The 24,718-nt window shown below is 64.0% G+C and carries 21 protein-coding genes and 1 tRNA gene; 18 read left to right on the top strand and 4 right to left on the bottom strand.

The genetic code is table 11. The annotated features are described in order from the left end of the window. Positions 1-129 precede the first annotated feature (129 nt). The 5 genes from AC1DZP_RS02880 (at position 130) to AC1DZP_RS02860 (ending at position 5,338) form a co-directional block, all read left to right on the top strand. Positions 130-690: a F0F1 ATP synthase subunit delta gene (locus AC1DZP_RS02880; protein WP_477300061.1), complete on the top strand. Its 561-nt coding sequence runs from the start codon at positions 130-132 to the stop codon at positions 688-690. Continuing rightward, positions 690-2,219 (top strand): F0F1 ATP synthase subunit alpha, encoded by a 1,530-nt coding sequence (gene atpA / locus AC1DZP_RS02875; protein WP_457153764.1) that lies wholly within the window; start codon positions 690-692, stop codon positions 2,217-2,219. The genes AC1DZP_RS02880 and atpA overlap by 1 nt, the downstream gene beginning before the upstream one ends. Positions 2,220-2,265: 46 nt before the next feature. Next, positions 2,266-3,150, top strand: coding sequence for a F0F1 ATP synthase subunit gamma (locus AC1DZP_RS02870; protein WP_095084179.1), 885 nt, complete (start codon positions 2,266-2,268; stop codon positions 3,148-3,150). Between the two features lie 70 nt (positions 3,151-3,220). Further along, complete coding sequence (gene atpD, locus AC1DZP_RS02865; protein WP_167392057.1) at positions 3,221-4,831, top strand: F0F1 ATP synthase subunit beta; 1,611 nt, start codon at positions 3,221-3,223, stop codon at positions 4,829-4,831. A gap of 99 nt (positions 4,832-4,930) precedes the next feature. Then, positions 4,931-5,338 carry a F0F1 ATP synthase subunit epsilon gene (locus tag AC1DZP_RS02860; RefSeq protein WP_457153767.1) on the top strand — a complete coding sequence of 136 codons (408 nt, stop codon included), beginning with the start codon at positions 4,931-4,933 and terminating at the stop codon, positions 5,336-5,338. Between the two features lie 391 nt (positions 5,339-5,729). On the opposite strand, the gene AC1DZP_RS02855 is transcribed toward AC1DZP_RS02860, so the two are convergent. Next, complete coding sequence (locus AC1DZP_RS02855; protein ID WP_477300060.1) at positions 5,730-7,283, bottom strand: mannitol dehydrogenase family protein; 1,554 nt, start codon at positions 7,281-7,283, stop codon at positions 5,730-5,732. A gap of 96 nt (positions 7,284-7,379) precedes the next feature. Between AC1DZP_RS02855 and uxaC the strand changes: the two genes are divergently transcribed. The 5 genes from uxaC to AC1DZP_RS02830 all read left to right on the top strand — a co-directional run bounded on the left by uxaC (position 7,380) and on the right by AC1DZP_RS02830 (position 11,713). Then, positions 7,380-8,840 (top strand): glucuronate isomerase, encoded by a 1,461-nt coding sequence (gene uxaC / locus AC1DZP_RS02850; protein WP_477300059.1) that lies wholly within the window; start codon positions 7,380-7,382, stop codon positions 8,838-8,840. 112 nt (positions 8,841-8,952) lie between these two features. Next, a complete protein-coding gene (locus AC1DZP_RS02845) occupies positions 8,953-9,729 on the top strand; it encodes a FadR/GntR family transcriptional regulator (RefSeq protein ID WP_477300058.1) in 777 nt (258 codons plus the stop codon). Positions 9,730-9,751: 22 nt separating this feature from the next. Then, positions 9,752-10,603 (top strand): 5-dehydro-4-deoxy-D-glucuronate isomerase, encoded by an 852-nt coding sequence (gene kduI, locus AC1DZP_RS02840; protein ID WP_477300057.1) that lies wholly within the window; start codon positions 9,752-9,754, stop codon positions 10,601-10,603. Continuing rightward, entirely contained in the window at positions 10,600-11,364 is a 765-nt protein-coding gene (gene kduD / locus AC1DZP_RS02835; RefSeq protein WP_477300056.1) for a 2-dehydro-3-deoxy-D-gluconate 5-dehydrogenase KduD, read from the top strand. The genes kduI and kduD overlap by 4 nt, the downstream gene beginning before the upstream one ends. Before the next feature lie 10 nt (positions 11,365-11,374). Then, positions 11,375-11,713, top strand: a complete 339-nt coding sequence (locus AC1DZP_RS02830) for a cupin domain-containing protein (protein ID WP_477300055.1) — start codon at positions 11,375-11,377, stop codon at positions 11,711-11,713. A 314-nt stretch (positions 11,714-12,027) separates the two neighbouring features. On the opposite strand, the gene AC1DZP_RS02825 is transcribed toward AC1DZP_RS02830, so the two are convergent. Further along, a complete protein-coding gene (locus AC1DZP_RS02825) occupies positions 12,028-13,449 on the bottom strand; it encodes a coniferyl aldehyde dehydrogenase (RefSeq protein ID WP_477300054.1) in 1,422 nt (473 codons plus the stop codon). Positions 13,450-13,737: 288 nt separating this feature from the next. On the opposite strand from AC1DZP_RS02825, the gene recQ reads away from it, so the two are divergent. The 3 genes from recQ to AC1DZP_RS02810 all read left to right on the top strand — a co-directional run bounded on the left by recQ (position 13,738) and on the right by AC1DZP_RS02810 (position 18,893). After that, a complete protein-coding gene (recQ, locus tag AC1DZP_RS02820) occupies positions 13,738-15,570 on the top strand; it encodes a DNA helicase RecQ (protein ID WP_477300053.1) in 1,833 nt (610 codons plus the stop codon). Positions 15,571-15,796: 226 nt separating this feature from the next. Continuing rightward, positions 15,797-16,720, top strand: coding sequence for a DUF535 family protein (locus AC1DZP_RS02815; RefSeq protein ID WP_477300052.1), 924 nt, complete (start codon positions 15,797-15,799; stop codon positions 16,718-16,720). A 340-nt stretch (positions 16,721-17,060) separates the two neighbouring features. Continuing rightward, a complete protein-coding gene (locus tag AC1DZP_RS02810; protein ID WP_477300051.1) occupies positions 17,061-18,893 on the top strand; it encodes an adenylate/guanylate cyclase domain-containing protein in 1,833 nt (610 codons plus the stop codon). 160 nt (positions 18,894-19,053) lie between these two features. Here the strand turns inward: AC1DZP_RS02810 and AC1DZP_RS02805 are convergent. Continuing rightward, positions 19,054-19,143: transfer RNA gene (locus AC1DZP_RS02805), tRNA-Ser, on the bottom strand. Between the two features lie 405 nt (positions 19,144-19,548). Here AC1DZP_RS02805 and AC1DZP_RS02800 point away from each other — a divergent pair. The 3 genes from AC1DZP_RS02800 to AC1DZP_RS02790 all read left to right on the top strand — a co-directional run bounded on the left by AC1DZP_RS02800 (position 19,549) and on the right by AC1DZP_RS02790 (position 21,292). Continuing rightward, a complete protein-coding gene (locus AC1DZP_RS02800; RefSeq protein ID WP_095084424.1) occupies positions 19,549-20,217 on the top strand; it encodes a 50S ribosomal protein L21 in 669 nt (222 codons plus the stop codon). Between the two features lie 98 nt (positions 20,218-20,315). Next, a complete protein-coding gene (gene rpmA / locus AC1DZP_RS02795) occupies positions 20,316-20,585 on the top strand; it encodes a 50S ribosomal protein L27 (RefSeq protein WP_013529063.1) in 270 nt (89 codons plus the stop codon). A 119-nt stretch (positions 20,586-20,704) separates the two neighbouring features. Then, a complete protein-coding gene (locus AC1DZP_RS02790; RefSeq protein ID WP_457151829.1) occupies positions 20,705-21,292 on the top strand; it encodes a GNAT family N-acetyltransferase in 588 nt (195 codons plus the stop codon). Between the two features lie 173 nt (positions 21,293-21,465). Here AC1DZP_RS02790 and AC1DZP_RS02785 read toward each other — a convergent pair whose 3' ends face one another. Beyond that, a complete protein-coding gene (locus AC1DZP_RS02785) occupies positions 21,466-22,335 on the bottom strand; it encodes an endonuclease/exonuclease/phosphatase family protein (RefSeq protein ID WP_477300050.1) in 870 nt (289 codons plus the stop codon). A 133-nt stretch (positions 22,336-22,468) separates the two neighbouring features. Here AC1DZP_RS02785 and obgE point away from each other — a divergent pair, with 133 nt between their 5' ends. Both obgE and proB read left to right on the top strand, forming a co-directional pair. Next, entirely contained in the window at positions 22,469-23,500 is a 1,032-nt protein-coding gene (obgE, locus tag AC1DZP_RS02780) for a GTPase ObgE (RefSeq protein ID WP_477300049.1), read from the top strand. A 4-nt stretch (positions 23,501-23,504) separates the two neighbouring features. Further along, on the top strand, positions 23,505-24,716 hold the full coding sequence (gene proB / locus AC1DZP_RS02775; protein WP_477300048.1) for a glutamate 5-kinase: 1,212 nt from the start codon (positions 23,505-23,507) through the stop codon (positions 24,714-24,716). Positions 24,717-24,718: the final 2 nt, after the last annotated feature.

The raw sequence follows: 24,718 nt of genomic DNA, 5'->3' as shown, positions 1-24,718 counted from the left end.
GACTTTCGGCCGGGGATAGCGGAAGCCGCGTCTCCGTGCTTGGAAAAATGCAGTAAGGTCAAAGATTTAGCCAGAGTTTTTGCTCGCGCCAACAATCTGCGGCCTGTCAGACAAGAGAAAAGACGGTCCGTGGCCCAATCGTCATCGCCAATCTCAGGTGTCGCAGAACGCTACGCGGGTTCGCTGTTCGAACTCGCCCTGCAGGCAAATTCGGTCGCCAAGGTCGAGGCAGACCTCAACAGTTTCGAGGCGATGCTTGCGAGCAGTGCCGACCTTACCCGGCTGATCAACAGCCCGGTGTTTTCCAGCGAGGATCAGGCCAAGGCCATCGCGGCGATCGCCGACAAGGCAGGGATCACTGGCCTCACCGGCAATTTCCTGCGCGTCGTGGCCCGTAACCGCCGTCTGTTCGCCATCCCCGGCATGATCAGGGCGTTCCGCCAGATCGCCGCCGAACACCGTGGCGAGACCGCTGCTGACGTGACGTCGGCGCACGAGTTGACTGATGCCCAGCAGAACGAACTCAAGGCGGCGCTGAAGGGCGTTGCCGGCAAGGACGTGGCCATTTCAATCACCGTCGATCCGTCGCTGCTCGGCGGGCTGGTGGTCAAGATGGGCTCGCGCCAGATCGATACGTCGCTCAAAACCAAACTCAATTCGCTCAAGCTTGCACTGAAAGAGGTCGGCTGATGGACATCCGCGCCGCGGAAATTTCCGCAATTCTGAAAGACCAGATCAAGAATTTCGGCAAGGAGGCCGAGGTCTCCGAAGTTGGACAGGTGCTGTCCGTCGGTGACGGTATCGCCCGCGTCTACGGCCTCGACAATGTCCAGGCCGGCGAAATGGTCGAATTCCCCGGCGGCACTCGCGGCATGGCGCTCAACCTCGAAGCCGACAATGTCGGCGTCGTCATCTTCGGCGCCGACCGCGACATCAAGGAAGGCGACATCGTCAAGCGCACCGGCGCCATCGTCGACGTTCCGGTCGGTCCGGGTCTGCTCGGCCGCGTCGTCGACGCGCTCGGCAATCCGATCGACGGCAAGGGCCCGATCAAGGCAGTCGAGCGCAAGCGTGTCGACGTCAAGGCGCCCGGCATCATCCCGCGCAAATCGGTGAACGAGCCGATGTCGACCGGCCTCAAGGCCATCGACGCACTGATCCCGGTCGGCCGCGGCCAGCGCGAACTGGTCATCGGCGACCGCCAGACCGGCAAGACCGCCATCATCCTCGATACGATGCTCAACCAGAAGTCGGTGCACGACAACGGCCCTGAGAAGGAAAAGCTCTACTGCGTCTACGTCGCCGTCGGCCAGAAGCGCTCGACCGTGGCGCAGTTCGTCAAGGTGCTGGAAGAGCGCGGCGCGCTCGAATATTCGATCATCATCGCCGCCACCGCGTCCGACCCGGCGCCGATGCAGTACCTGGCGCCGTTCGCCGGCTGCACCATGGGCGAGTATTTCCGCGACAACGGCATGCATGCGTTGATCAGCTATGACGATCTGTCGAAGCAGGCCGTCGCCTACCGCCAGATGTCGCTGTTGCTGCGCCGCCCGCCGGGCCGCGAAGCCTATCCCGGCGACGTCTTCTACCTGCACTCGCGCCTGCTCGAGCGCGCCGCCAAGCTCAACGACGATCTGGGCGGTGGGTCGCTGACCGCCCTGCCGATCATCGAGACGCAGGCCAACGACGTGTCGGCCTATATCCCGACCAACGTGATCTCGATCACCGACGGCCAGATCTTCCTCGAAACCAACCTGTTCTTCCAGGGCATCCGTCCGGCCGTCAACGTCGGCCTGTCGGTGTCGCGCGTCGGCTCGGCCGCACAGATCAAGGCGATGAAGCAGGTTGCCGGCTCGATCAAGGGCGAGCTCGCGCAATACCGCGAAATGGCGGCGTTCGCGCAGTTCGGCTCCGATCTCGACGCCGCCACGCAGCGCCTGCTCAACCGCGGATCGCGCCTGACCGAACTCCTGAAGCAGCCGCAGTTCTCGCCGCTGAAGACGGAAGAGCAGGTCGCGGTGATCTTCGCCGGCGTCAACGGCTATCTCGACAAGCTGCCGGTCAACCAGGTCGGCAAGTTCGAGCATGGCCTGCTCAGCCACATGCGTGCGGCGGGCAAGGACGTGCTCGATGCCATCCGCAAGGAAAAGGCGCTGTCGGACGGTCTGCGCGCCAAGCTGAAGGCCGAGATCGACGCTTTCGCCAAGACCTTCGCCTGAGCGAAGCGCCAGTCGGGATGAGACAAGACGGGATCAGGTTTGAAGCATGCCTTCATTAAAAGACCTTCGTAACCGTATCGCCTCGGTCAAGGCGACGCAGAAGATCACCAAGGCGATGCAGATGGTCGCCGCGGCGAAGCTGCGCCGTGCGCAAGAGGCTGCCGAAGCGGCGCGCCCCTATTCGGAGCGCATGGGTTCCGTGCTGGCCAACATCACCCAGGCAATCGGCGGCGGCGGCGATGCCCCGGCGCTGATGACCGGCACCGGCAAGGACGACGTGCATTTGCTCGTCGTCTGCAGCGCTGAGCGCGGCCTGTGCGGCGGCTTCAATTCGCAGATCGCCCGCCTTGCCCGCGACCATATCCGCAAGCTTTTGGCCGACGGCAAGCAGGTCAAGATCATCTGCGTCGGCAAGAAGGGTTTCGATATCCTGCGCCGCGACTATGCGTCGATGATTCTCGATCGTGTCGATCTGCGCGAGGTCAAGACGCTCGGCTTCGTCAATGCCGACGCGATCGCCAAGAAAGTCATCCACCTCTTCAACGAGGGCGGCTTCGACATCTGCACTCTGTTCTATTCGCAGTTCAAGTCGGTGATCAGCCAGATCCCGACCGCGCAGCAGATCATTCCATCCGGTATCGCTTCGGCTCCGGCCGAGGCGGTGGATGGCGGCAGCGCCGTCTATGAATACGAACCGGAGCCGGGCGAAATCCTCTCCGACCTCATTCCGCGCAACATCTCGGTGCAGGTTTTCCGGGCGCTGCTCGAAAACGCGGCCGGCGAAATGGGCGCCAAGATGAGCGCCATGGACAATGCGACGCGCAATGCCGGCGAGATGATCAACAAGCTGTCGATCACCTACAACCGCCAGCGGCAGGCGCAGATCACCAAGGAACTGATCGAAATCATTTCGGGCGCCGAGGCGCTCTAGGCGCGGTTTGCGGGTCATCGACCCGCGAGCGGACCGCGTGAGAAACAAAGGACGAAAAAGGGTAAAGACGATGGCGAAAGCAGCGACCCCCCAGAAGGTAACACCCAAGACGGCAGCCCCCAAGGCCGCAGCCGCGAAGACCGCAGCCCCCGCGAAGGCGGCAAAGGCTCCGGCAGCAGCCGCGAAGGCAGCTCCGGCCAAGACGGCATCAGCACCGGCCAAGGCCGCAGCGACCAAGACATCCGCAGTGGCCACCAAGGCAACCGGCGTTGTCGGCAAGGTCCGCCAGGTCATCGGCGCCGTTGTCGACGTGCAGTTCGGCGATCACCTGCCGGCGATCCTGAACGCGCTCGAGACGACCAATGTCGGCAACCGCCTGGTGCTCGAAGTGGCCCAGCATCTGGGTGAAAACACCGTGCGCTGCATCGCCATGGACTCGACCGAAGGTCTGGTGCGCGGCCAGGAAGTGCGCGACACCGGCGCGCCGATCACCGTTCCGGTCGGCCCGGGCATGCTCGGCCGCATCATCAACGTCATCGGCGAGCCGGTCGATGAAGAAGGCCCGGTCGACGGGATCGAAATGCGCTCCATCCACCAGCCGGCTCCGACCTATGTCGAGCAGTCGACGGAAGCACAGATCCTGATCACCGGCATCAAGGTGCTCGACCTCCTGGCTCCCTACGCCAAGGGCGGCAAGATCGGCCTGTTCGGCGGCGCCGGCGTCGGCAAGACCGTGCTGATCCAGGAGCTGATCAACAACATCGCCAAGGCGCATGGTGGCTACTCGGTGTTCGCCGGCGTCGGCGAGCGCACTCGCGAAGGCAACGATCTCTATCACGAGTTCATCGAGTCTGGCGTCAACAAGAAGGGCGGCGGTGAAGGCTCCAAGGCCGCTTTGGTGTATGGCCAGATGAACGAACCGCCGGGCGCCCGCGCCCGCGTCGGCCTGACCGGCCTGACGGTTGCGGAATATTTCCGCGACCAGGGCCAGGACGTGCTGTTCTTCGTCGACAACATCTTCCGCTTCACGCAGGCGGGTTCGGAAGTGTCGGCTCTGCTCGGCCGTATCCCGTCGGCCGTGGGCTATCAGCCGACGCTCGCCACCGACATGGGCGCGTTGCAGGAACGCATCACCACCACCACCAAGGGCTCGATCACATCGGTGCAGGCGATCTACGTGCCCGCCGACGACTTGACCGACCCGGCGCCGGCGACCTCGTTCGCCCACCTCGACGCGACCACGACGCTCAACCGCGCCATCGCCGAAAAGGGCATCTACCCGGCCGTCGATCCGCTGGATTCGACTTCGCGCATGCTCGATCCGCTGGTCGTCGGTGACGAGCACTATGCCGTCGCGCGCCAGGTGCAGTCGATCCTTCAGCGCTACAAGTCGCTGCAGGACATCATCGCCATCCTGGGCATGGACGAGCTGTCGGAAGAGGACAAGCAGACGGTGGCACGCGCCCGCAAGATCGAGCGCTTCCTGTCGCAGCCCTTCTTCGTCGCCGAAGTGTTCACCGGCTCGCCTGGCAAGCTGGTCGACCTGGCCGACACCATCAAGGGCTTCAAGGGTCTCTGCAACGGCGACTATGACCACCTCCCGGAAGCCGCCTTCTACATGGTCGGCGGCATCGAGGAAGCGGTTGAGAAGGCACAGCGCCTGGCGGCCGAAGCGGCATAAGAAGCGAATAGCGAATAGGGAGTAGCGAATAGGGGCTTATGAGACGAGCGAGTTTCTTCACTACTCGCTACTCACTATTCCCCGTTTGCTAGATTGATCATGGCCGAAGCTTTCAAGTTCGAACTGGTCTCGCCGGAGCGCCTGCTTGTTTCCGAGCAGGTCGAATCCGTCGTCATTCCAGGTGCAGAAGGCGAGATGACCGTGATGGCGCATCACGCGCCGGTCATGACCACGATCAAGCCGGGTGTGGTCACTGTTAAGACCGCGTCGGGCGAGGAAGAGCGTTATGTCGTGTTCGGCGGCTTCGCCGACATCGTTCCGGCTGGCTGCACGCTGTTGGCGGAGTCGGCTGTGGCGGTGAATGATGTCGACCGCGCCGATCTCGCCCGCCGCATCCAGGAAGCCAAGGAAGACGCCGCCGACGCCAAGGACGACGAGGCCCGCAGCAAGGCCGAACAGTTCCTTAGCCAGCTTACGACGCTGGAAGGCGCCATCCTGCCGGCCTAAAATTCGCTTCAGATGAGTGAAAAGCGGGGCCTTGCCTCGCTTTTTTGTTTGGCGGACAGTCCGGCTGCCTTGGGTATGGGGGGTGGCCGATGACGGAAGAAACAGCTGCGCGAGAAACAGCTTCGCGATCCCGCTGGTCGACCGCTTTGGTATCCGCCTTTGGCGGTCCGTTCGGTGGGTTCCTCTGGATCGGCAGCGGCAGACTGGCGGCTGCCAGCCTGGTGGTGGTCAGTGCCATCAGCTTGGCGCCTATCTACATCGGCTTTCCGGTGTTTCCGGGCGTCGATCTGGCTTGGCTGGCCAATCTTTCAGGTATCGCTTCGATGATCGTGTGGGTGGCGCTCGTCCTGCCTTTGCGTCGCGATCTGAGCCGTATCGGGTCCCGCCTCGACTATTCACTTCCTATTCCCAACGCGGCGAAGGCCAGTGTCGGACCATCCCGTCGCAGGTGCACGAGATGGACAGCCACGAGTTCAATCAGCGTCTGACGCTCGGCGTGGTCGCTGGCGAAGCCGGCGAGGTCGAACACGGCCGTCACGGTCTCATTCGCCGGTAGCTGCTGGCTCAAAAGCGCCGTTAATGCCGCATCGAGTGGGTCGGTGAAATGGCCCTCCGGCAAGGTCTTTCCCCGCGCTGCGCAGGCGGCGATCCAGGCGGCGACCACCAGCGTGAGATGGACCATTTCGGTGCCGGCTTCCAGGCACTCCAAGGCCGATGCGACGATGCGTTGCGGCAATTTCTGGCTGCCGTCATTGGCTATCTGCGCCGTACGGTGGGCAAGAGCGGTGTTCGAAAAACGCTCGGTAAGCTCGGGCGTATAGGCTGACGTATCGAGCCCGGCATCCTCCGGCAGCGTCGAAATGGCTTCGACCCACAATGCATCGACGAACTGCCGGATTGCCGGGTCGGCGAAGGCGCGATCGACGGTGGCGTGACCGCTGAGCAGGCCGAGATAGGCGATGCCCGAATGCGCGCCGTTGAGCAGCCTGAGCTTCATGTCCTCGAAGGGGCCGACATCGCTGACCATGGTGACGCCGAACCGTTCCCAGGCTGGCCGGCCCTTCGGAAAATTGTCCTCGATCACCCATTGGCAGAACGGCTCGGTCATGACCGGCCAGGCGTCCTCGACGCCGAGTTCGGCAGCAATCCGCGCCCGGTCGGCGTCGGTGGTGGCCGGCACGATGCGATCGACCATGCTGGAGGGAAAAGCGACCTGGTGCGCGATGTGACTGGCGAGGCCGCTATAGGCCTTCGCTGCGAGCCTGGCATCGCCTGATTGGGCGAGCCTGGCATCGCGCAATTCGGCGAATGCGATCAGCAGCCGGTGCAGCGTCGCACCATTGGCCGGTAGGTTGTCGCAGCAGAGCACGGTGAAGGGCGGCGTGCCGGCGGCGCGTCGCCGCGCAAGCGCCTCGGCGAGAAAACCATGCGCTGTCTTCGGCATTTGCGGATTTGCCAGATCGTGGACGATATCGGGATGAGCGATGTCCAGCCCGCCGCCGGCGGCCCTGAGATAGGCCTTTTCGGTGATCGTCAACGTCACGATGCGGGTGCGCGGATCGGTCAGCGCGGCCAGCACCGCGCCCGGGTCCTCCGGCGCCACCAGCATCGACGCGATGGAGCCGATGACGCGAAGCTTTTCCTCGCCGCTGCTCCTGATCGCCAGCGTGTAGAGCCCGTCCTGCGGCGAGAGCGCATCGCGTGTGTCGGCGCTGCGCAGTGAAACGCCGACGATACCCCAACTCGTGTCTCCTGCAGCCAGGCAGTCGTCGACATAGGCTGCCTGATGGGCGCGGTGGAAGGCGCCGACGCCGAGATGCACGATACCGGGGACGACGAGGCTGCGATCATACGAAGGAGTCGCGGCCGACGCCGGCAAAGTATGTGCCGTCATCGCGGAAAGGCGCCTGGTTGGCGTGGCGCGGCTAGTCTGGTTGGACGGCATGAGATCGCCTCTGAGATGGGTCGGCAAGCGACGTAACATCCGATTTCTTGCCACACAATGGCAGGAAAAGTCATCATACAACAATCCAATTTTTGTATGTTGACATTATTTCTTGCCGACCCTACCGATAGCGGCCCTGGGAGGATCGTCGTGGCACTGACCAATGCGGATTTGCTGTTTCCCGCCGACGCGCATTCGCGCTCCATCGCCCGCGATCTCTATGCCGGGATCAAGGACCTGCCCATCGTCAGCCCGCATGGTCACACCGATCCGCGCTGGTATGCGCTGAACGAGCCGTTCCCGGATCCGGCGCAATTGCTCATCGTGCCCGACCATTACATCTTCCGCATGCTGTTCAGCCAGGGCGTTGGCCTCGAGGATCTCGGCGTGGCGACCTTGGACGGCGCGCCGGTGGAGACCGATGGCAGGGCGATCTGGCGTCGCTTTGCCGAGAACTATTTCCTTTTCCGCGGCACGCCGACCCGGCTGTGGTTCGACCATGTGCTGGCGCATCTGTTCGGCATCGACGAACCGCTGAACGCGGCGACTGCCGACCGTCACTACGACACCATCGCGACGGTGCTGCAATGGGAGAATTTCCGCCCGCGCGCGCTGTTCGAGCGCTTCAACATCGAGGTCATCGCAACGACGGAAGGCGCGCTCGACGACCTCCAATGGCACCAGATGATCCGTGACAGCGGCTGGGAGGGCAAGGTCATCACCGCCTATCGGCCGGACGCCGTCGTCGATCCGGACTTCGAGGGGTTTTCGGCCAATCTCGACAAGCTTGGCGAAATCACCGGCTGCGACACCGGCAACTGGGCTGGTTATCTCGATGCCCACCGTCAGCGGCGCGCTTTCTTCAAAAGCTATGGCGCGACGTCGTCCGATCACGGCCATCCGACGGCCGAGACCGCCAATCTTTCGGATGCGGCGGCCGAGGAACTGTTCAACCGTGTGCGCCATGGTTCGGACGATGAACGCGAAAAGCGGCTGTTCCGCGCCCAGATGCTGACCGAAATGGCCAAGATGAGCCGGGATGACGGGCTTGTGCTGCAGATCCATCCCGGTTCGTGGCGCAACCATTCGCCGTCTATTTTCCAGAAGTTCGGCCGCGACAAGGGTTTCGATATCCCGACCCGAACCGACTATGTCACGGCGCTGAAGCCACTGCTTGATTGCGTCGGCCTGGAACGGGACCTGACAATCATCCTCTTCACGCTCGACGAGACCAGCTATGCGCGCGAACTGGCACCGCTCGCCGGCACCTACCCGGCGCTGAAGCTCGGGCCGGCCTGGTGGTTCCACGACAGCCCGGAAGGCATGCGCCGCTACCGCGAGATGACCACCGAAACGGCCGGCTTCTACAACACCGTCGGCTTCAACGACGACACCCGCGCCTTTCCATCGATACCGGCGCGCCATGATGTGGCGCGGCGGGTCGACTGCGCGTTCCTGGCGCGTCTCGTCGCCGAGCATCGGCTGCGCGAGGACGAGGCGCACGAGCTAGCGCGGGACCTTGCCTACACGCTTGCCAAGAAGGCGTACCGGCTCTGAACCGGTGGGAAGCGATGCTCTCGATCTGGCGCGAGCCTCGTGGTCCTCGGGCTTGTGACCTATATTCCGGCCATCTCGCTCTGGTTGCCGGCGTGTTCAAATAGGGGGCGACATGGCATCGGATACCGCAACCGACCTCAGGGTCGAGAGAAAACCAAAGCTGTCGGAGACCGTCGTCGCGGCGATCCGCAAGCAGCTGCAGGCAGGCGAGATCCTGCCCGGCCACAAACTGCCGACCGAAGGCCAGCTGACCGAGACCTTCGGCGTCAGCCGCACCGTCATCCGCGAGGCCCTGGCCAAGCTTGCCGCCGACGGGCTGGTCGAGCCGCGCCAGGGCGCCGGCGTCTTCGTCACCGAGCACATCTCGACGATGTTCGGCGCGCTGGCCGCCGACATGGGCAGCAAGGATTCGATCGCCCTCAACGTGCTCGAAGTGCGCCTGGCGATCGAGATCGAATCGGCCGGGCTCGCCGCCATCCGCCGCAACGCCGCGCAGGAGGCGGCGGTCCAGGAAGCCTTCTTCGAGTTCGAACGGCTGCTGCTCGCCAGCGAGCCGACCGGGCCGGCCGACCTCGCCTTCCACCGGGCGATCGCCAGCGCCACCAACAATCCCTTCTATGTCGAGATGCTCGACGTGCTCGGCCGGCGCGCCATTCCGTGTGACGTGACCTCGCCCTGGTCGACCGAGCTGGTGCAATCCGACACATATCAGCGCGGGCTGCAGCGCGAGCATCTGGTGATCCTCAATGCGATCACGTCAGGCGACGCCGAAGCCGCGCGCGAGGCGATGCGCGCGCACCTCAGCGCCAGCCAGCAGCGCTACCGCGAGCGGCTGCATGCAAGGCAGGTCTTCTATGCCAGTTCGGTCAAGGGCGCTGCCGGCGAATGACCCATCTCAAGTCAGGACTGCAATGAGCCAGAGCCATACCGACTACACATCGCGCTTCGCCATCGATCCTGTTGCCGCGGCGGCGATGGGAACCGACGAACTGCGGCACAATTTCCTCATCGACGACCTGTTCCAGCCCGGTCGTATCAGCCTGACCTACACCCACTACGATCGCATGATCGTCGGCGGCGCCGTGCCGACTGACGCACCGCTTCAGCTGGAGGCGATCAAGCCAACTGGGACCAAGGATTTTCTCGACCGCCGCGAGCTCATCGCCGTCAACATCGGTGGCGCCGGTGTCGTCACGGCCAGCGGCCAACCTCATGAATTGCAGGCGCGCGACATGGTCTATCTCGGGATGGGCAGCAAGGACGTCTCATTCGTCTCGGCGGACAATGCCGCGCCGGCCAAATTCTACCTGCTCAGCGCGCCGGCGCATCAGGCCTGGCCGAGCCGGCTTATCCGCATCGGTGACGCCAAGCGTCTCGACCTCGGCAGCAAGGATAGCTGCAACGAGCGCTCGATCTTCCAGTTCATCCATGCCGAGGGCGCAAGAACCTGCCAGCTCGTGGTCGGCATGACGCAGCTGGCGCCGGGCTCGGTGTGGAATACAATGCCCTGCCATGTGCATGACCGGCGCATGGAAGCCTATCTCTATTTTGACCTGGCCGAGACGGCGCGCGTTTTCCACTTCATGGGCGAGCCGGACGAGACCCGTCATATCGTCATGGGCAACGAGGAGGCGGTGCTGTCGCCGGGCTGGTCGATCCACTCTGGCACCGGCACTTCGAACTACGCCTTCATCTGGGCGATGGCCGGCGACAATGTCGACTATACCGATGTCGACCCGGTGGCAGTGGACGACTTGCGGTGAGCGACCTTTCCGCCTTCAGCCTGGCCGGCAAGCGCATCCTCGTCACCGGCGCCAACACCGGCATCGGTCAAGGCATAGCCGTCTCGATCGCGCGTGCCGGCGGCGCGGTGATCGGCGTCGGCCGCTCGTCGATGGACGACACGGCAAGCAAGGTTGCCTCAGCCGGTGGGCAATTCGAGGCGGTAAGCGCTGACCTTGCCGACACGGCAGCCGCCGGCCCGATGCTGGAACGGATCTGGGACGAAAGCGGCCCGCTCGACGGGCTGGTCAACAATGCCGGTATCATCCGGCGCGCCGATGCCGTCGATCTAAGCGAGACCGACTGGGACGACGTCATGGACGTCAATTTGAAGACGGCCTTCCTGCTCTGCCAATCCTTCGCCAGACGCGCGCTTGCTGGCGGACGGCAAGGCAAGATCGTCAACATCGCTTCGGTGCTGAGTTTCCAGGGCGGCATCCGCGTCGCGTCCTACACCGCCTCGAAACACGGCATGCTCGGCATCACCCGGCTGCTCGCCTGCGAATGGGCGGCAAAAGGCATCAACGTCAACGCCATCGCGCCCGGCTATATCGAGACAAACAACACGCAGGCGCTGCGTGCCGATCCCGACCGCAGTGCCGCTATCCTGGCCCGTATCCCTGCCGGGCGCTGGGGCGTAGCGGAAGACATTGGCGACGCCGCCGTCTTCCTGCTGGCGGCGGCATCGAACTACATGCATGGCGCGGTGGTGCCGGTGGATGGCGGCTGGCTGGCGCGATGAGGAGATGACGATGGCTGAGCCGAAGATCTTCGCGCATGCCGGCGAGGGCGCCTGGACGGCGACACCGGATGGCAACAGGCGGCGCGTTCTCCTGCACACCGATGAACTGATGATGGTCGAATTCGGCTTCGACAAGGGCGGAGTCGGTGCCCTGCATTCGCACCCGCATGTCCAGGCGAGCTATGTCGCGGAGGGCCGCTTCGAGGTGACCATCGATGGCCGAACCGAAATCATCGCGGCTGGCGGCAGCTTCATCGTGCCGTCCAATCTGGTGCACGGCGTCAAGGCACTGGAGGCGGGGCGGCTGGTCGACAGTTTTACGCCGCACCGCGCCGATTTTCTCGCCTAGTCCAGGACTTGCTTAGCCAAGGCTGGGAGATCGAGCGCGCGGAATGACCCGCGCCCCAAAGAGGCGCGGGTTGTTGCCTGGGCGCTTTTGGCGCCGCGGTACTCAAGACATGACCGCAGGATGTGGAGCCTGCCGTATCATCGTGAACATAGGTTTAACGCGCCGTACAACCGATGGCTGTTCCAGAGCGGTTTCATCGTTTCACGGAAACGGAGAACCGCTCTATCTCTTTGTTTTGACGCAATTCCCTGAGGGAAAGCGCTACGCGCTTTTCCCGGGAAACCGTTTGACACTTTTTTTGGAATTGCTCGAGGTCAGGTGATGTGTCGGAGCAGGCTGAAAATCCGCTCGAACGTCTTGCCGTAGGGCGGACGCAGCAAGCCTCCCGCGCTCAGCCGCGACTGCAGGAAAACCGGCTTCTGCTTGCTGAAGGTGCGGAAACCCCATTCGCCGTGATAGGCACCCATGCCGCTGGCACCGACGCCGCCGAAGGGCTGGTTCTCCTGCACCAGATGCAGCATGCAGTCGTTGATGGTGACGCCGCCGGCGACGGTCTCGCGCAGGATGCGTTGACGGTTGCCGCTGTCGCGCCCGAACCAGTAAAGCGCCAGCGGCCGGTCCGCGCGGTTCACATGGTCGATCGCCTCGTCTATCCCTGCATACTCGACGATCGGCAGCACCGGCCCGAAAATCTCCTCGCGCATCAGCCGCAGGTTCGGGCCGGCATTGCGGACCAGGGTTGGCAGCAACTTCCGGCTGGCGGTGCCGAGTTCCTCGCCGGCCGGGTTGATTTCGACGACATCGGCGCCGGTATCGCGGGCCTCAGTGATCATCTCGCGCAGGCGCTGGTGGTGCCGGTCACTGATGATGGCGGTATAGTCGGGATTGTCGCGCAAGGTCGGGTAGAGCCGCGCTATTGCCGTCGCGAGCTTCGCGGCGACGGTGCCTGCCTGCCCTTGCGGCACCAACAGATAGTCCGGCGCGATACAGGTCTGCCCGGCATTCAACAGCTTGCCATAGGCGACGCTGGCTGCCGCCGCATCGAGGTCGCAGGACGGATCGAAGATCGCCGGCGACTTGCCGCCGAGTTCGAGCGTAACCGGGGTCAAGTTGGCGGCGGCGGCGATCGCAACCTGGCGGCCGACCGCGGTCGAACCGGTGAACAGCAGATGATCGAAAGGCATCGACACGAAGGCCTTTCCCATCTCCGCATCGCCGGTGATGACGCTGAGTTCGTCGGGCGCGAAATGCGCGCCGGCCAGTTGCGCCAGCAACGCCGAAAAAGCCGGCGTCAGTTCGGACGGCTTGACGAGCACGCGATTGCCGGCGGCGAGTGCCGCGGTTACCGGTGCGACGGCAAGCTGGAAGGGATAGTTCCAGGGCGAGACGATCCCGACGACACCGAGCGGCTGCGCGACGAGGCGGTTTCTGCCCGGCAGGAACGGCATGGTGGTGGCAACGCGACGCTCGCGCATCCAGCCTTTCAGATGGGATAGCGCATGGCGGATGCCGGCGCGCACGACAAACAGTTCTGCCAGGCGCGTCTCGTGCGCGGAGCGGCCACCAAAGTCCGCGTCGATCGCCGCACAGATATCAGCCTCATGCCGTTCAGTCAGCGCCAGCAGGCGCTTCAGGCGGTCCTTGCGGACGCCAATGTCCGGGAAAGGCTGCGCCTCGAAGGCGGTACGCTGCAGCTGAAACCGCTCGCCGAGAGCATCTTGTCTGGTCTGCAGCATAGAGCGTCCTCCCTGGCCTTGGTCTGGACAAGCTTACATCGCAGCAGGTTAGGGAATCCAGCGGGGTGCAGGTGTCGCAGGGGAAGGGACAGCTTCTGCCTCTAGCATGGGGCCCATCGCCGCGGATGATGCAGCCCGACGATGTCAACGAACCGAGGTTCCCGCAAAGGGCCGTTGTGGTTGGATGATGGCTGCGCTACTCCAAAGCGTCACGCGGAGAGTCGTTTTGATCGGTTTCCACATCCTCTCCAATCCATCAGAAATCGTTTCCGGCCCGGTGTCCGACTGATGCAGGCACAGGCAGCGAGCGTTCGGGCCGAGGACCCCAAGCGGCGCGTCCTGAAGGACGTGTTCGGCTTCGATGATTTTCGTCCCGGCCAGGCCGATGTCATGGACGCGCTGCTGGCCGGGCGTCATGTGTTGGCCGTCATGCCGACGGGTGCAGGCAAGTCGCTTTGCTACCAGGTGCCGGCGCTGGTTCTGGGCGGGTTAACCATCGTCGTTTCGCCGCTGGTGGCGTTGATGCAGGATCAGGTCGCCGCCTTGCGGCTCGCCGGCGTCGCCGCCGATACGATCAATTCCTCGATCGACCGCGAGGCCAATGTCGCCGCCTGGCGTCGCGTCGCGGCAGGCCAGACGCGGCTGCTCTATCTCGCGCCGGAGCGGCTGATGACCGAGCGGATGCTCGACGCGCTGGCCAGGCTCGACGTCAGCCTGATCGCCGTCGACGAGGCGCATTGCATCTCGCAATGGGGGCCGGCGTTCCGGCGCGAATATGAAGATTTGTCGCGGCTGCGCGGCATCTTCCCCAACGTGCCGATCATCGCGCTGACGGCGACGGCGGACGAGGGCACACGCACCGACATCGAGGCGCGGCTGTTCGCCGAGCGTGTCGAAACCCTGGTGCTGGGCTTCGACCGGCCGAACATCAAGCTTGGCATCGCCGCCAAGCAGGACAGCAAGCGGCAGTTGCTGAGCTTCGTCGAGCGCCACCCCGGCCGCAGCGGCATCGTCTATTGCCTGTCGCGCAAGAAGACGGAGGAAATGGCGGCCTTCCTCGAGAAGAACGGCGTCACCGCGCTCGCCTACCATGCCGGCATGAGCAAGGATGCGCGCGATGCCAACCAGAACAGCTTCATGACCCAGTCCGGTGTCGTCATGGTGGCAACCATCGCCTTCGGCATGGGCATCGACAAGCCTGATGTCGCCTATGTCTTCCACACCGATCTGCCGGGCAGTCTGGAGGCCTATTATCAGGAAATCGGCCGCGCCGGTCGCGACGGGCGACCAGCCGAGGCGCATATGCTGTTCGGCCTTGGCGATATCCGCATGCGGCGGATGTTCATCGACGACGAGGATGCGCCGGCCGAGCACAAGAGGCGCTCGCATGGCCGGCTCGACACGCTGATCGGCTATTGCGAAACAGCGCACTGCCGCCGCCAGGTGCTGCTCGGCTATTTTGGCGAGGAAGCGCCGCCTTGCGGCAATTGCGACACCTGCCTCGACCAGGCGCCGCGCGCCGATGGCGGAGCGGAGGCGCGGATCATCTTGGCGGCTGTCGCGCAGAGCGGAGAACGCTTCGGTGCCGGCCATGTCATCGATATCCTGCTCGGCCATGAAACCGAGAAGGTGCTGGCCAGGAACCACCAGAGGCTCTCAAGCTTCGGCAGCGGACTGGAGCACAAGAAGGATTTCTGGCTGTCGCTGATCCGGCAGCTCGTCGCGGGTGGTTTCCTGATACCGGATCCCAGCGGCCATGGCGGCCTCGCCATCGTCGAAAAAGGCCATGCGCTTGGCCGTGGCGAAATGCCGTTCCACTACCGCGTCGAAGTGCGCAGCCCCGCCTTGCGCGGCAAGATGCGGTCCGCCCAGGCCGCGGACATGGAAGGCGTGGATGCTTCGCTGCTGGCCGCGCTGAAGACGCTGCGGCTGCGCCTCGCCAAGGAGCGGCAGGTGCCAGCCTATGTGGTGTTTTCCGATCGCACGCTGATCGACATGGCCGAGCGCCGGCCAACCGATCTCGACGCCTTCGCCGAAGTGAATGGCGTCGGGGCGGCGAAGCTCAAGGAATTCGGCCAGGTTTTTCTTGCCGCAATCGCGGGCCACCAGTCGGGTGGCTGAGGGCTGAGGGCCACACGCGTCGGCAGCAGCGCATCTCATTGTCGCACTCTTCGTGCATCCGACGGGAACAGGCGCACTGCCATTTTCCGGCGGCGAAACCGATCCGCAAGCCGGCCATTTTCGTGGCCACCTTACAAATCCGTAATGTCGCGGGGCAGCACCGATAAGCTAAAGATTCCAACAATGAGGCACGGAGAATGCGAAGGGTGAGCATTTGAATGGGGCAATGTCGCCATCGCCGCCGCGGGTTCATCGCAAACGGCAGACCTCCGGCTTTCGACGCGGACTGAACCGATGCGTCCATACGATCAAGTGGGCGGCGCTTCGTTGGATATTCCGCCGCGACATCGCCGCCATCCAGTCCAAACTCGGTGCCGAACCCTTCGCGGCGATCCTCGAGAAGTATCCAGACATTCCCCTGAAGCCCGTCCGATGCTACCTGACGACCTCGCTGAGGCGCGGACATCGCCGGGTCGCCGTCGTCGGTCATTACGTCGCGGCGGCGCAACTCTTCACCGACGCCGCCCTGATCAGGAGCCACACTGGCGGCCAACAGTTGCTGGATCTCTCGACCACGGCGGGCAACGTCACGGTTGAACTGACCGGCCAGGACAAGTTGTACAGGGAGGCTGAATGTCGCCTGCTCCTGCGCCTGGCCGGGCGACCAATCACCGAGATGGGCCTTGCGATTGTGGATAGACCGCTCCTGCGGCTCAACGGGCAGGGACACGTGCTTTGGATAGGTGCGCTCAAGTCCGCATCGGTTGGAGTGCAAGGTCTTGATGATGCGCGCACGCTGACGAAGGCCATGGAAGGACTGCGACCCAAAACACTGTTGCTGCTGGTGGCCCAGGCGCTCGCACGCTCCCTCGACATTTCCGGTCTTGTTGCCGCGTCGAACGCGGGCCATGTCTTTGCAAACGACTTTGCCCTGCGCCACCGCATTTCCGCAGACTACGACAGCTTCTGGGCCGAATCCGGGGGCAGCCGGGTCCACCTGACGATGTTCGATCTGCCCCTTACGAAAACGCAGCGTGATCCGGCTGAATACAAACCGAACAAGCGGGCACAGCTACGCAGGCGCCAGCATCTCGAGCTGGAGATCGCCCGCCGCGTGGGCGAGGCGATCAAGCCATTGCGCCGCACCTGACAACTTTGCAGACCTTGCGAATTCGTACGCCGGCACCTGTCGGAAGCCGTGCCCTGGTCATCAGGCCATTCTAAGCGCGAACGTCTGTTGTGATGCCTGCCCGATACAAAAGCACCGTCACGGTGGCGTCAACCGGTTACACAGGACAGGAAATATCTCCGACCTTCTGGGAGGAGCGGCGTTTCAGCGTACCCAGAGGCTGCGTGGGCGTGTCGTCGGTTGGCTGTAGCGCGGCGACTGGAACGCTCCACGCCTCGCAAGCGGAATAGCGAAATCTTGTGAAGGCAAGGTCAAGCTGCGTTCTCCGTTCTGTATCGGCGACGGTCGGAGACTGGGAGAGATGGATACCATGCACGGGAGGCGTCTGGAAGTCGGCAGGGCATGGATGCGGGGCGGCCCGCGTGCAGGCGCCTGGCTGAGCAGTGAAATGACCACGCAGCGCCACCTCGCGGCGATCCTGGCTTGCGACGTGGTCGGCTATTCGCGGCTGACGGAGCGCGACGAGCGCGGCACGCTCGAGCGGCTGAAGATCTACCGTAAGGACCTCCTCGAACCGCTGGTCTCCGAGCACCAGGGTCGGATCGTCAAGCTCACCGGCGACGGCATGCTGTGCGAGTTCGCGAGCGTCGTTAACGCGGTGACCTCGGCGATGGCGATCCAGCAGGCCCTGGCAGAACACGAGGCGGAGGCGCCCGAGGAAGAGCGGATACGCTTGCGCATCGGCATCAATCTCGGCGACGTAGTCTGCGAGGAGGACGGCGACCTCTACGGGGACGGTGTCAACATCGCCGCTCGCCTCGAAAGCGTCGCCGATCCCGGCACCGTGGTCGTCTCGGGCACCGCCTACGACCACCTTGAGGGCAAGCTCGACTGCGGCTTCACGCCGCTCGGCGAGCTGCGCCTCAAGAATATCGAGCGGCCTGTGCGCGCCTACCGCGTCGAGACAGACGCCAGCGCCTCGGTGGCTGCACCGCCCGCCCTGCCCGAGAAACCCTCGATAGCGGTTCTGCCTTTCACCAACATGAGCGGCGACCCCGATCAGGAGTACTTCGCCGACGGGCTGGTGGAGGACATCATCACGGGATTGAGCCGGGTCAACTCCTTCTTCGTGATCGCCCGCAACTCGTCCTTCACCTACAAGGGCCGGGCGGTGGACCTGCGTCAGGTCGGGCGCGAACTGGGCGTCCGCTACGTGCTCGAAGGCAGCATCCGCAGAGCAGGATCGCGGGTGCGCATCAGTGGGCAGTTGGTGGACGCGATCAGCGGACACCATGTCTGGGCCGACCGCTTCGAGGGCGACTTGAGCGACATCTTCGACCTTCAGGACAAGGTGACCGAGAGCGTCGTCGGCGCTGTCGAGCCGAGCATCCGGCTGCAGGAGATCAAGCAGGCGCGCATGAAGCCGACCGACTACATCAGCGCCTACGACCTCTACCTACGCGCGCTGCCGCGCTTCTACAGCATGACGCGCGAAGGCTTTGCCGACGTGCGCCGGCTCATCAACGAGGCGCTCAGCATCGACCCTGGCTTCAACTTGGCAAAGGGACTCGGCGCCTATATTCGCAGCCTGTCCGTGAGCCAGTGCTGGCACGAGCCCGACGATGTCCGAGTCGCCGTGCGCATGGCGCGCGAGGTCCTGGCGGAAGCGCGCGACGACCCCACGAGCCTGCGCTTCGCCGCGCAGGTGATCGCCTACAGCGCGAAGGACTACGAGATGGCGCTGGGCGCGATCGAACGATCCCTGCTGCTCAACCCCAATTCGGCGCAGGGCCATACCGGCAGCGGCTGGGTGAACGCACATGCCAGCCGCCCGCTCGTCGCGATCGAGCACTTTCACAGGGCAATGCGGCTGAGCCCGGTCGACCCCGAGAAGGGCATCGCACTCTCCGGCATCGGAATGAGCTACCTGATGCTCGAGCGCTACGAGGAAGCGCTGGCATGGGGAGAACGTGCGCTGCACGAGATGCCGAACTACGGCTCCTCGCACCGGGTGGTGATCATGGCGCTGGTCAAACTCAACCGGCTGGACGAGGCACAGGCAGCGGCGCGGCGGCTGATGGAGGCGTTTCCGACCTTCACGCTCACCCTGCAGAGACAGATCAACCCGTGGCTGGACAAGGTGTTCGCCGAGCGTTACGTCGAGGCCTTGGGCATCTCCGGCGTGCCGGAGTGATCGTCGCGCCCGCTTGTCCGAGGGATGAGCGCGTAGAGCAGCCCTGAACAGCCGGCGAGCTCTCTGTTGGGTTCGCGTCGAACTTCCGTGCGGCACCGCCATTTGGAGGGAGCCTAGGAAGTGAAGGCTTTTCAGATGGTTAGAGGGCCCATTGCGAAACTGGCGGAGAGGGAGGGATTCGAACCCCCGATGGGCTTGCACCCATGCCGCATTTCGAGTGCGGTGCATTCGACCACTCTGCCACCTCTCCGCGGTCATGGTCGGCCGTTGCCGGCGCGGCGCACTAGATAACGGCTGAACGGGCAGGTTACAAGGCCAATCCGCGAGTTATTTGGCTTCCGGGACAAGCGGTGGATTTGCACTGGTGCCTGCGGTCAAGCCCACGCGGATTTCCGGCCGCCCGACAGATCCTCGCGTGGCGACGACGGCAACGCCGTGCGGTCGCGTCGACATGGCCAGATGCTTGCCGAGCTAATAACCGCCTTGGCAAACGGCTTCGCCTTGACTTGCACCCAACCTTCGGTTAGGGACAGCGCGCAATCGGCGTGGAGGGTTCTTCCGCGCCGCTTGTTTTTTGAACCCGCAGACTGACAAAAAGACGGCCGAACCGCCAGAGGCGGTTCATCAAGGCCGACCGAACAGCGAAAGGCAAAAAATGTTCGCAGTCATTAAAACGGGTGGCAAGCAGTATCGCGTTGCCGCCAACGATCTCCTGAAGATCGAAAAAGTCGAAGCCAGTGTCGGCGATATCGTCGAGATCGGACACGTTCTCGCGCATGGCGAGGGCGAGAATGTCACGTTCGGCGCGCCGTTCGTCGATGGCGCGGTGGTCACCGCCGAAGTCGTCGAGCAGGGCAAGAACCGCACCGTCATCGCTTTCAAGAAGCGCCGCCGGCAGAATTCGCGCCGCAAGATCGGCCATCGCCAGCTTTTGACCACCGTGCGGATCTCGGAGATCCTGCTGGGTGGCGCCAAGCCGACGAAGACGGCAGCCGTCAAGGCGCCGAAGAAGGAAGCCAAGGCAGAGGCTGCCACCGAAGCGAAGGCGGAAGCCGCGCCGAAGAAGGAGCCCAAGGCCAAGGCAGCCGAGACCGCGGCAGCGCCGCTGTTCAAGGCGCCGAAGGGCGAGCCGGACGACCTGACCGTGATCAAGGGCATCGGCCCGGTCGCTGCCAAGGACCTCGCCGAGCAGGGCATCATCACCTTCGCCCAGCTCGCCAAGCTGACCGACAAGGATGTCGCCAAGATCGACGAGCACATGCCCTTCAGCGCCGACCAGATCAAGGACTGGCGCGAGCAGGCCAAGGAATTGGCGGCGAAGTAATCTTCTGGCGATAAGGTCGCCGGAATCGGACTTGAAACGGAACGCGAACGCGTTCATAAGGCCTTTTAGGCGCCTTGCGGCGCAACGGAGTTAGTTAGATGGCACACAAGAAAGCTGGCGGCTCGTCGCGCAACGGTCGCGACTCGCATTCCAAGCGTCTGGGCGTGAAGAAGTTCGGCGGCGAAGCCGTCATCCCGGGCAACATCATCATTCGTCAACGCGGCACGACCTGGCATCCCGGCGTCAATGTCGGCATGGGCACGGACCATACCCTTTTCGCGCTCGAGACCGGCGCCGTGACGTTCAACAAAAAAGCCAACGGCCGAACCTACGTATCGGTCAACCCCATTGCCAAAGCCGCGGAGTAGCCGGTTCCGCACTAGAACACCGGCGCCCATCTCGGGAACCGGTGTCTGGCAAAGCCAGGAAAAGGATCAGGGGAGATGGGTTTCCATCTCCCCTTTTTCTTGGCCTGGAGGACTTTCACATGGTTGCCGAAGCGGAAGACACCGAAGACGAAAGTTACGCGATAGACTGCCCGGTCCTGGTCACCGAGCGGCTGGTGATGCGGGCGCCCCGCGAAGGCGACATTCCGCAACTGGTCGAACTTGCCGACAATCGCCATGTCGCCGAAATGCTGGCCCGCATGCCGCACCCCTATGGTGAGGCCGAGGGCCGCGCCTTCCTTGCCATGACCAAGTCGCGCCGCGCCGGCATTGCCTATGCCTTGACGCTGGCCGGCACCGACACCTTCGTCGGCTGCGCCGGTCTCAACACCACCGATCGCGGGCTGGAACTCGGCTACTGGATCGGCGAGCCTCACTGGAAGAAGGGCTATGCGACCGAAGCAGCCCACGCGCTGGTCGATCTCGCCTTCCAGAAGACGTCGATCCAGGTGCTGCATGCCTCGACGCGGGTCATCAACCCGGCCTCGCGCCGGGTGATCCACAAGTGCGGCTTCCAGTATGCCGGCCAGGGCATGTTGAACTCGATCGTCGCCGGTCAGGTGCCGGTCGAGCGCTACCGGCTCGACAGGAAGACCTGGACGAGCCTCAGGAACTGGGTGCATTTCTGAGATGCGTCGATATTCAGGTGAGGCCGGCCTGCGAATGGCGGCTTCCTGCGCTTCCGGTGCTCACGTACTTTAAGTACGCTCCGCTCCGGTTCTCGGAAGCCACCATTCTCGGCTCGGCCTGACCTGAATCTCGACACATCTCGCGTCGCATAGAAATCATAGGTTTGAAAAAGTCAGCCCAGTTCGACCCATACCGGCAGGTGGTCCGAACCGACGGCCTGGCGGTCGACCCACAGACGCTTCAGCGATTTGGCCAGCGAAGCGCTGGTGAAGACGTAGTCGATGCGCTTGTGGCGGCTGGCATTGGCGGGCTGCTTGGGGTCGACCCAGCTGACCAGATCGTCACCGGTGACGTTGAGGCGCATGGCGGCATCGACGGCAAAGTCGGCGGTCAGCGGCATGCCGAATTCATGGTCCGGCCGGCCGGCGAGTTCGACATATTCGGGTGAGCCGGCCAGCATGTTGAAATCGCCCATGCCGACGAATGCTTCGGGATGCGGCAATTCCGGCAGGCCGATCTCGGCGACGCCGGACAAGGCGCCGCCTTCGAGCGCATAGTTCAGCAGGCGTCGGCGCAGGAACTGGATCTGGCGGGCGCGTTCGACCGGGCTGCGGTGATCGAGATGGATGGAATAGAAGCGGATGAAACCAAGCGACGTCTCGATCAGCGCTTCCAGCGCGCCGCGCTGGAAGTTCATCATCTCGAAGCTGCGGCTGCGCGGCAAAAGCAGGTTGCGCGACAGATGAATGGGTGTTTTCGACAGCACCATATTGCCGAGCTGGAAGGTCGTGGTGATGGCGCGGCCGTTGTCGATGCGCGAGCCGATATTGGCCTCGAAATTGCTGCCATAGACGGCGAAATAGTCGGGCAGCGCCTCGCCGATCTCGGCGACCATGTCGCGGCCGCCATTCCGGGGATTGTTGCGGGTGACCTCCTGCAGCGCGATCACGTCGGCGCCGCGCACGGCGTCAGTGATGCGACCGACATCGTACTGCCCATCGAGGCCGATGCCGTACTGGACGTTGTAGGTTACAAGCTTCATTCCGACATCTCTCCAGCCGGTCCTAAGCGGCCATTGTCATAAAACGGCCTCGCCCTTCGCCGCGCCTTGGTTTAGAGCAAGGCGCTAGATTTAGAGCAATGCCGCAAAGCCACTAGCAGAAACTGCACAGCCCATGAAATTTCTCGATCAAGCCAAAGTCTACATACGCTCCGGTGACGGCGGCGCCGGCTCGGTGTCGTTCCGGCGCGAAAAATTCATCGAGTTCGGCGGACCGGACGGCGGCGATGGCGGCCGTGGCGGCGATGTCTGGCTGGAGGCGGTCAACGGGCTGAACACGCTGATCGATTATCGCTATCAGCAGCATTTCAAGGCCAAGACCGGGGTCCATGGCATGGGCCGCAACATGACCGGCGCCAAGGGCGCCGACGTCACGCTGAAAGTGCCGGCCGGAACGCAGGTGTTCGAGGAAGACAACGAGACGCTGATCTGCGACCTGACGGTGGTCGGCCAGCGCTTTCTGCTCGCAAAGGGCGGCAATGGCGGCTTCGGCAACCAGCATTTCAAGACCTCGACCAACCAGGCGCCGCGCCGCGCCAATCCCGGCCTGCCGGGCGAGGAACTCAATATCTGGCTGCGGCTGAAGCTGATCGCCGATGCCGGGCTGGTCGGGCTGCCCAATGCCGGCAAGTCGACATTTCTCGCTGCGGTGACTGCGGCCAAGCCAAAGATCGCCGACTATCCCTTTACGACGTTGCATCCCGGTCTCGGTGTCGCCCGCATCGACGCGCGCGAATTCGTCATCGCCGACATTCCCGGCCTGATCGAAGGCGCGCATGAGGGCGTCGGCATCGGCGACCGCTTCCTTGGCCATGTCGAGCGCACGCGCGTGCTGCTGCACCTGGTCTCGGCTCAAGAGGAAAACCCGGGTAAGGCCTACAAGACCGTGCGTGCCGAACTCGATGCCTATGGCAACGGCCTGACCGACAAGGTCGAGATCGTCGCGCTTTCCCAGGTCGACACGCTCGACGCCGATGCGCGCAAGAAGAAGGTCGCCTCGCTGAAACGCGCCGCCGGCCGGGCGCCGATGCTGTTGTCGGCGGTCACCGGTGAAGGCGTCGAGGCAGTGCTGCGGGCGCTGATGGCGGTGGTGGGCGAGGCGCGGGCGCAAGCCTCGGCCCCGGTCGAGACGCGCTGGGACAAGTAGGACCATGCAGTCGCTGAAGAGATACCGGCGCATCACCGTGAAAATCGGCTCGGCGTTGCTCGTCGACCGCGCGACGGGCCTGAAGCGCGACTGGCTGGCCTCGCTGGCCGACGACATTGCCGTGCTTGCGCAAGGTGGTGCCGAAATCCTCGTCGTCTCCTCCGGTGCCATCGCGCTTGGCCGCACCATCCTTGGACTGGGCAAGCGGGCCTTGAAGCTCGAGGAGAGCCAGGCCGCAGCCGCCGTCGGACAGATCGCGCTCGCCGGCGCCTGGTCGGATGCGCTCGGCAAGGGAAGCCTGAAATCAGGGCAGATCCTGCTGACGCTCGGCGACACCGAGGAGCGCCGCCGCTACCTCAATGCGCGGGCGACGATCTCGACGCTGCTCAAGATGAAGGCGGTGCCGGTCATCAACGAGAACGATACGGTGGCCACCTCCGAAATCCGCTATGGCGACAACGACCGGCTGGCCGCGCGCGTCGCCACCATGATGGGCGCCGACCTTTTGGTGCTGCTTTCCGATATCGACGGGCTCTACACCGCGCCGCCGGCGCGGGACCCCGGTGCAAAGTTCATTCCGGTGGTCGATCGCATCACGCCCGACATCGAGGCGATGGCGGGAGCCGCCGCGTCCGAACTGTCGCGCGGCGGCATGCGGACAAAGCTCGATGCCGGCAAGATTGCCACCGCCGCCGGCACCGCCATGATCATCACGTCGGGCACGCGATTGTCGCCGCTGATGGCGATCGAACGCGGCGAGCGCGCCACCTTCTTCCGGCCGAGCAGCAATCCGGTCAAGGGCTACAAGACCTGGATCGCCGGCCAGCTCGAACCGGCCGGCCGGCTGACGGTCGATGCCGGCGCAATCGGCGCGCTGCTGTCGGGCAAGTCGCTGCTGCCGGCCGGCGTCAAGCTGGTCAGCGGCAATTTCTCGCGCGGCGACACCGTGGCTATCCTGTCGCCCGAGGGCCGCGAGATCGCGCGCGGGCTGGTTGCCTACGATGCCGCCGATGCCGTAAGGATCGCAGGGCTGAAGACGGCCGAGATCGAAACCGTGCTCGGCTACGAGGCGCGTTCGGCGATGATCCACCGCGACGACCTCGTGGTGAGCCATTCTGGTGACCAAGTACGGGCTGGTGACCAAGTACGGGCTGGCGACCAAGTACAGGCTGACGACCAGGTACGGGCCGGTGACGAAGTATCGAGCGGAGGATGAGC

It is taken from the genome of Mesorhizobium sp. P2_F8 (genome assembly GCF_056403655.1).
The sequence above is the reverse complement of the archived record's forward strand: the minus strand, read 5'-3'. Positions and strand labels throughout refer to the sequence as shown.

What these genes read in the sequence shown, in the direction of transcription:
- AC1DZP_RS02860 (WP_457153767.1), top strand. Translation starts at nt 4,931, where the DNA reads ATGGCCGAAGCTTTCAAGTTCGAACTGGTCTCGCCGGAGCGCCTGCTT.
- kduI (WP_477300057.1), top strand. Translation starts at nt 9,752, where the DNA reads ATGAGCCAGAGCCATACCGACTACACATCGCGCTTCGCCATCGATCCT.
- atpD (WP_167392057.1), top strand. Translation starts at nt 3,221, where the DNA reads ATGGCGAAAGCAGCGACCCCCCAGAAGGTAACACCCAAGACGGCAGCC.
- proB (WP_477300048.1), top strand. Translation starts at nt 23,505, where the DNA reads ATGCAGTCGCTGAAGAGATACCGGCGCATCACCGTGAAAATCGGCTCG.
- AC1DZP_RS02825 (WP_477300054.1), bottom strand. Translation starts at nt 13,449, where the DNA reads ATGCTGCAGACCAGACAAGATGCTCTCGGCGAGCGGTTTCAGCTGCAG.
- AC1DZP_RS02785 (WP_477300050.1), bottom strand. Translation starts at nt 22,335, where the DNA reads ATGAAGCTTGTAACCTACAACGTCCAGTACGGCATCGGCCTCGATGGG.
- AC1DZP_RS02815 (WP_477300052.1), top strand. Translation starts at nt 15,797, where the DNA reads ATGTCGCCATCGCCGCCGCGGGTTCATCGCAAACGGCAGACCTCCGGC.
- uxaC (WP_477300059.1), top strand. Translation starts at nt 7,380, where the DNA reads ATGTTGACATTATTTCTTGCCGACCCTACCGATAGCGGCCCTGGGAGG.
- AC1DZP_RS02790 (WP_457151829.1), top strand. Translation starts at nt 20,705, where the DNA reads ATGGTTGCCGAAGCGGAAGACACCGAAGACGAAAGTTACGCGATAGAC.
- recQ (WP_477300053.1), top strand. Translation starts at nt 13,738, where the DNA reads ATGCAGGCACAGGCAGCGAGCGTTCGGGCCGAGGACCCCAAGCGGCGC.
- AC1DZP_RS02855 (WP_477300060.1), bottom strand. Translation starts at nt 7,283, where the DNA reads ATGCCGTCCAACCAGACTAGCCGCGCCACGCCAACCAGGCGCCTTTCC.
- AC1DZP_RS02870 (WP_095084179.1), top strand. Translation starts at nt 2,266, where the DNA reads ATGCCTTCATTAAAAGACCTTCGTAACCGTATCGCCTCGGTCAAGGCG.
- obgE (WP_477300049.1), top strand. Translation starts at nt 22,469, where the DNA reads ATGAAATTTCTCGATCAAGCCAAAGTCTACATACGCTCCGGTGACGGC.
- AC1DZP_RS02845 (WP_477300058.1), top strand. Translation starts at nt 8,953, where the DNA reads ATGGCATCGGATACCGCAACCGACCTCAGGGTCGAGAGAAAACCAAAG.
- atpA (WP_457153764.1), top strand. Translation starts at nt 690, where the DNA reads ATGGACATCCGCGCCGCGGAAATTTCCGCAATTCTGAAAGACCAGATC.
- AC1DZP_RS02830 (WP_477300055.1), top strand. Translation starts at nt 11,375, where the DNA reads ATGGCTGAGCCGAAGATCTTCGCGCATGCCGGCGAGGGCGCCTGGACG.
- rpmA (WP_013529063.1), top strand. Translation starts at nt 20,316, where the DNA reads ATGGCACACAAGAAAGCTGGCGGCTCGTCGCGCAACGGTCGCGACTCG.
- AC1DZP_RS02810 (WP_477300051.1), top strand. Translation starts at nt 17,061, where the DNA reads ATGGATACCATGCACGGGAGGCGTCTGGAAGTCGGCAGGGCATGGATG.
- AC1DZP_RS02800 (WP_095084424.1), top strand. Translation starts at nt 19,549, where the DNA reads ATGTTCGCAGTCATTAAAACGGGTGGCAAGCAGTATCGCGTTGCCGCC.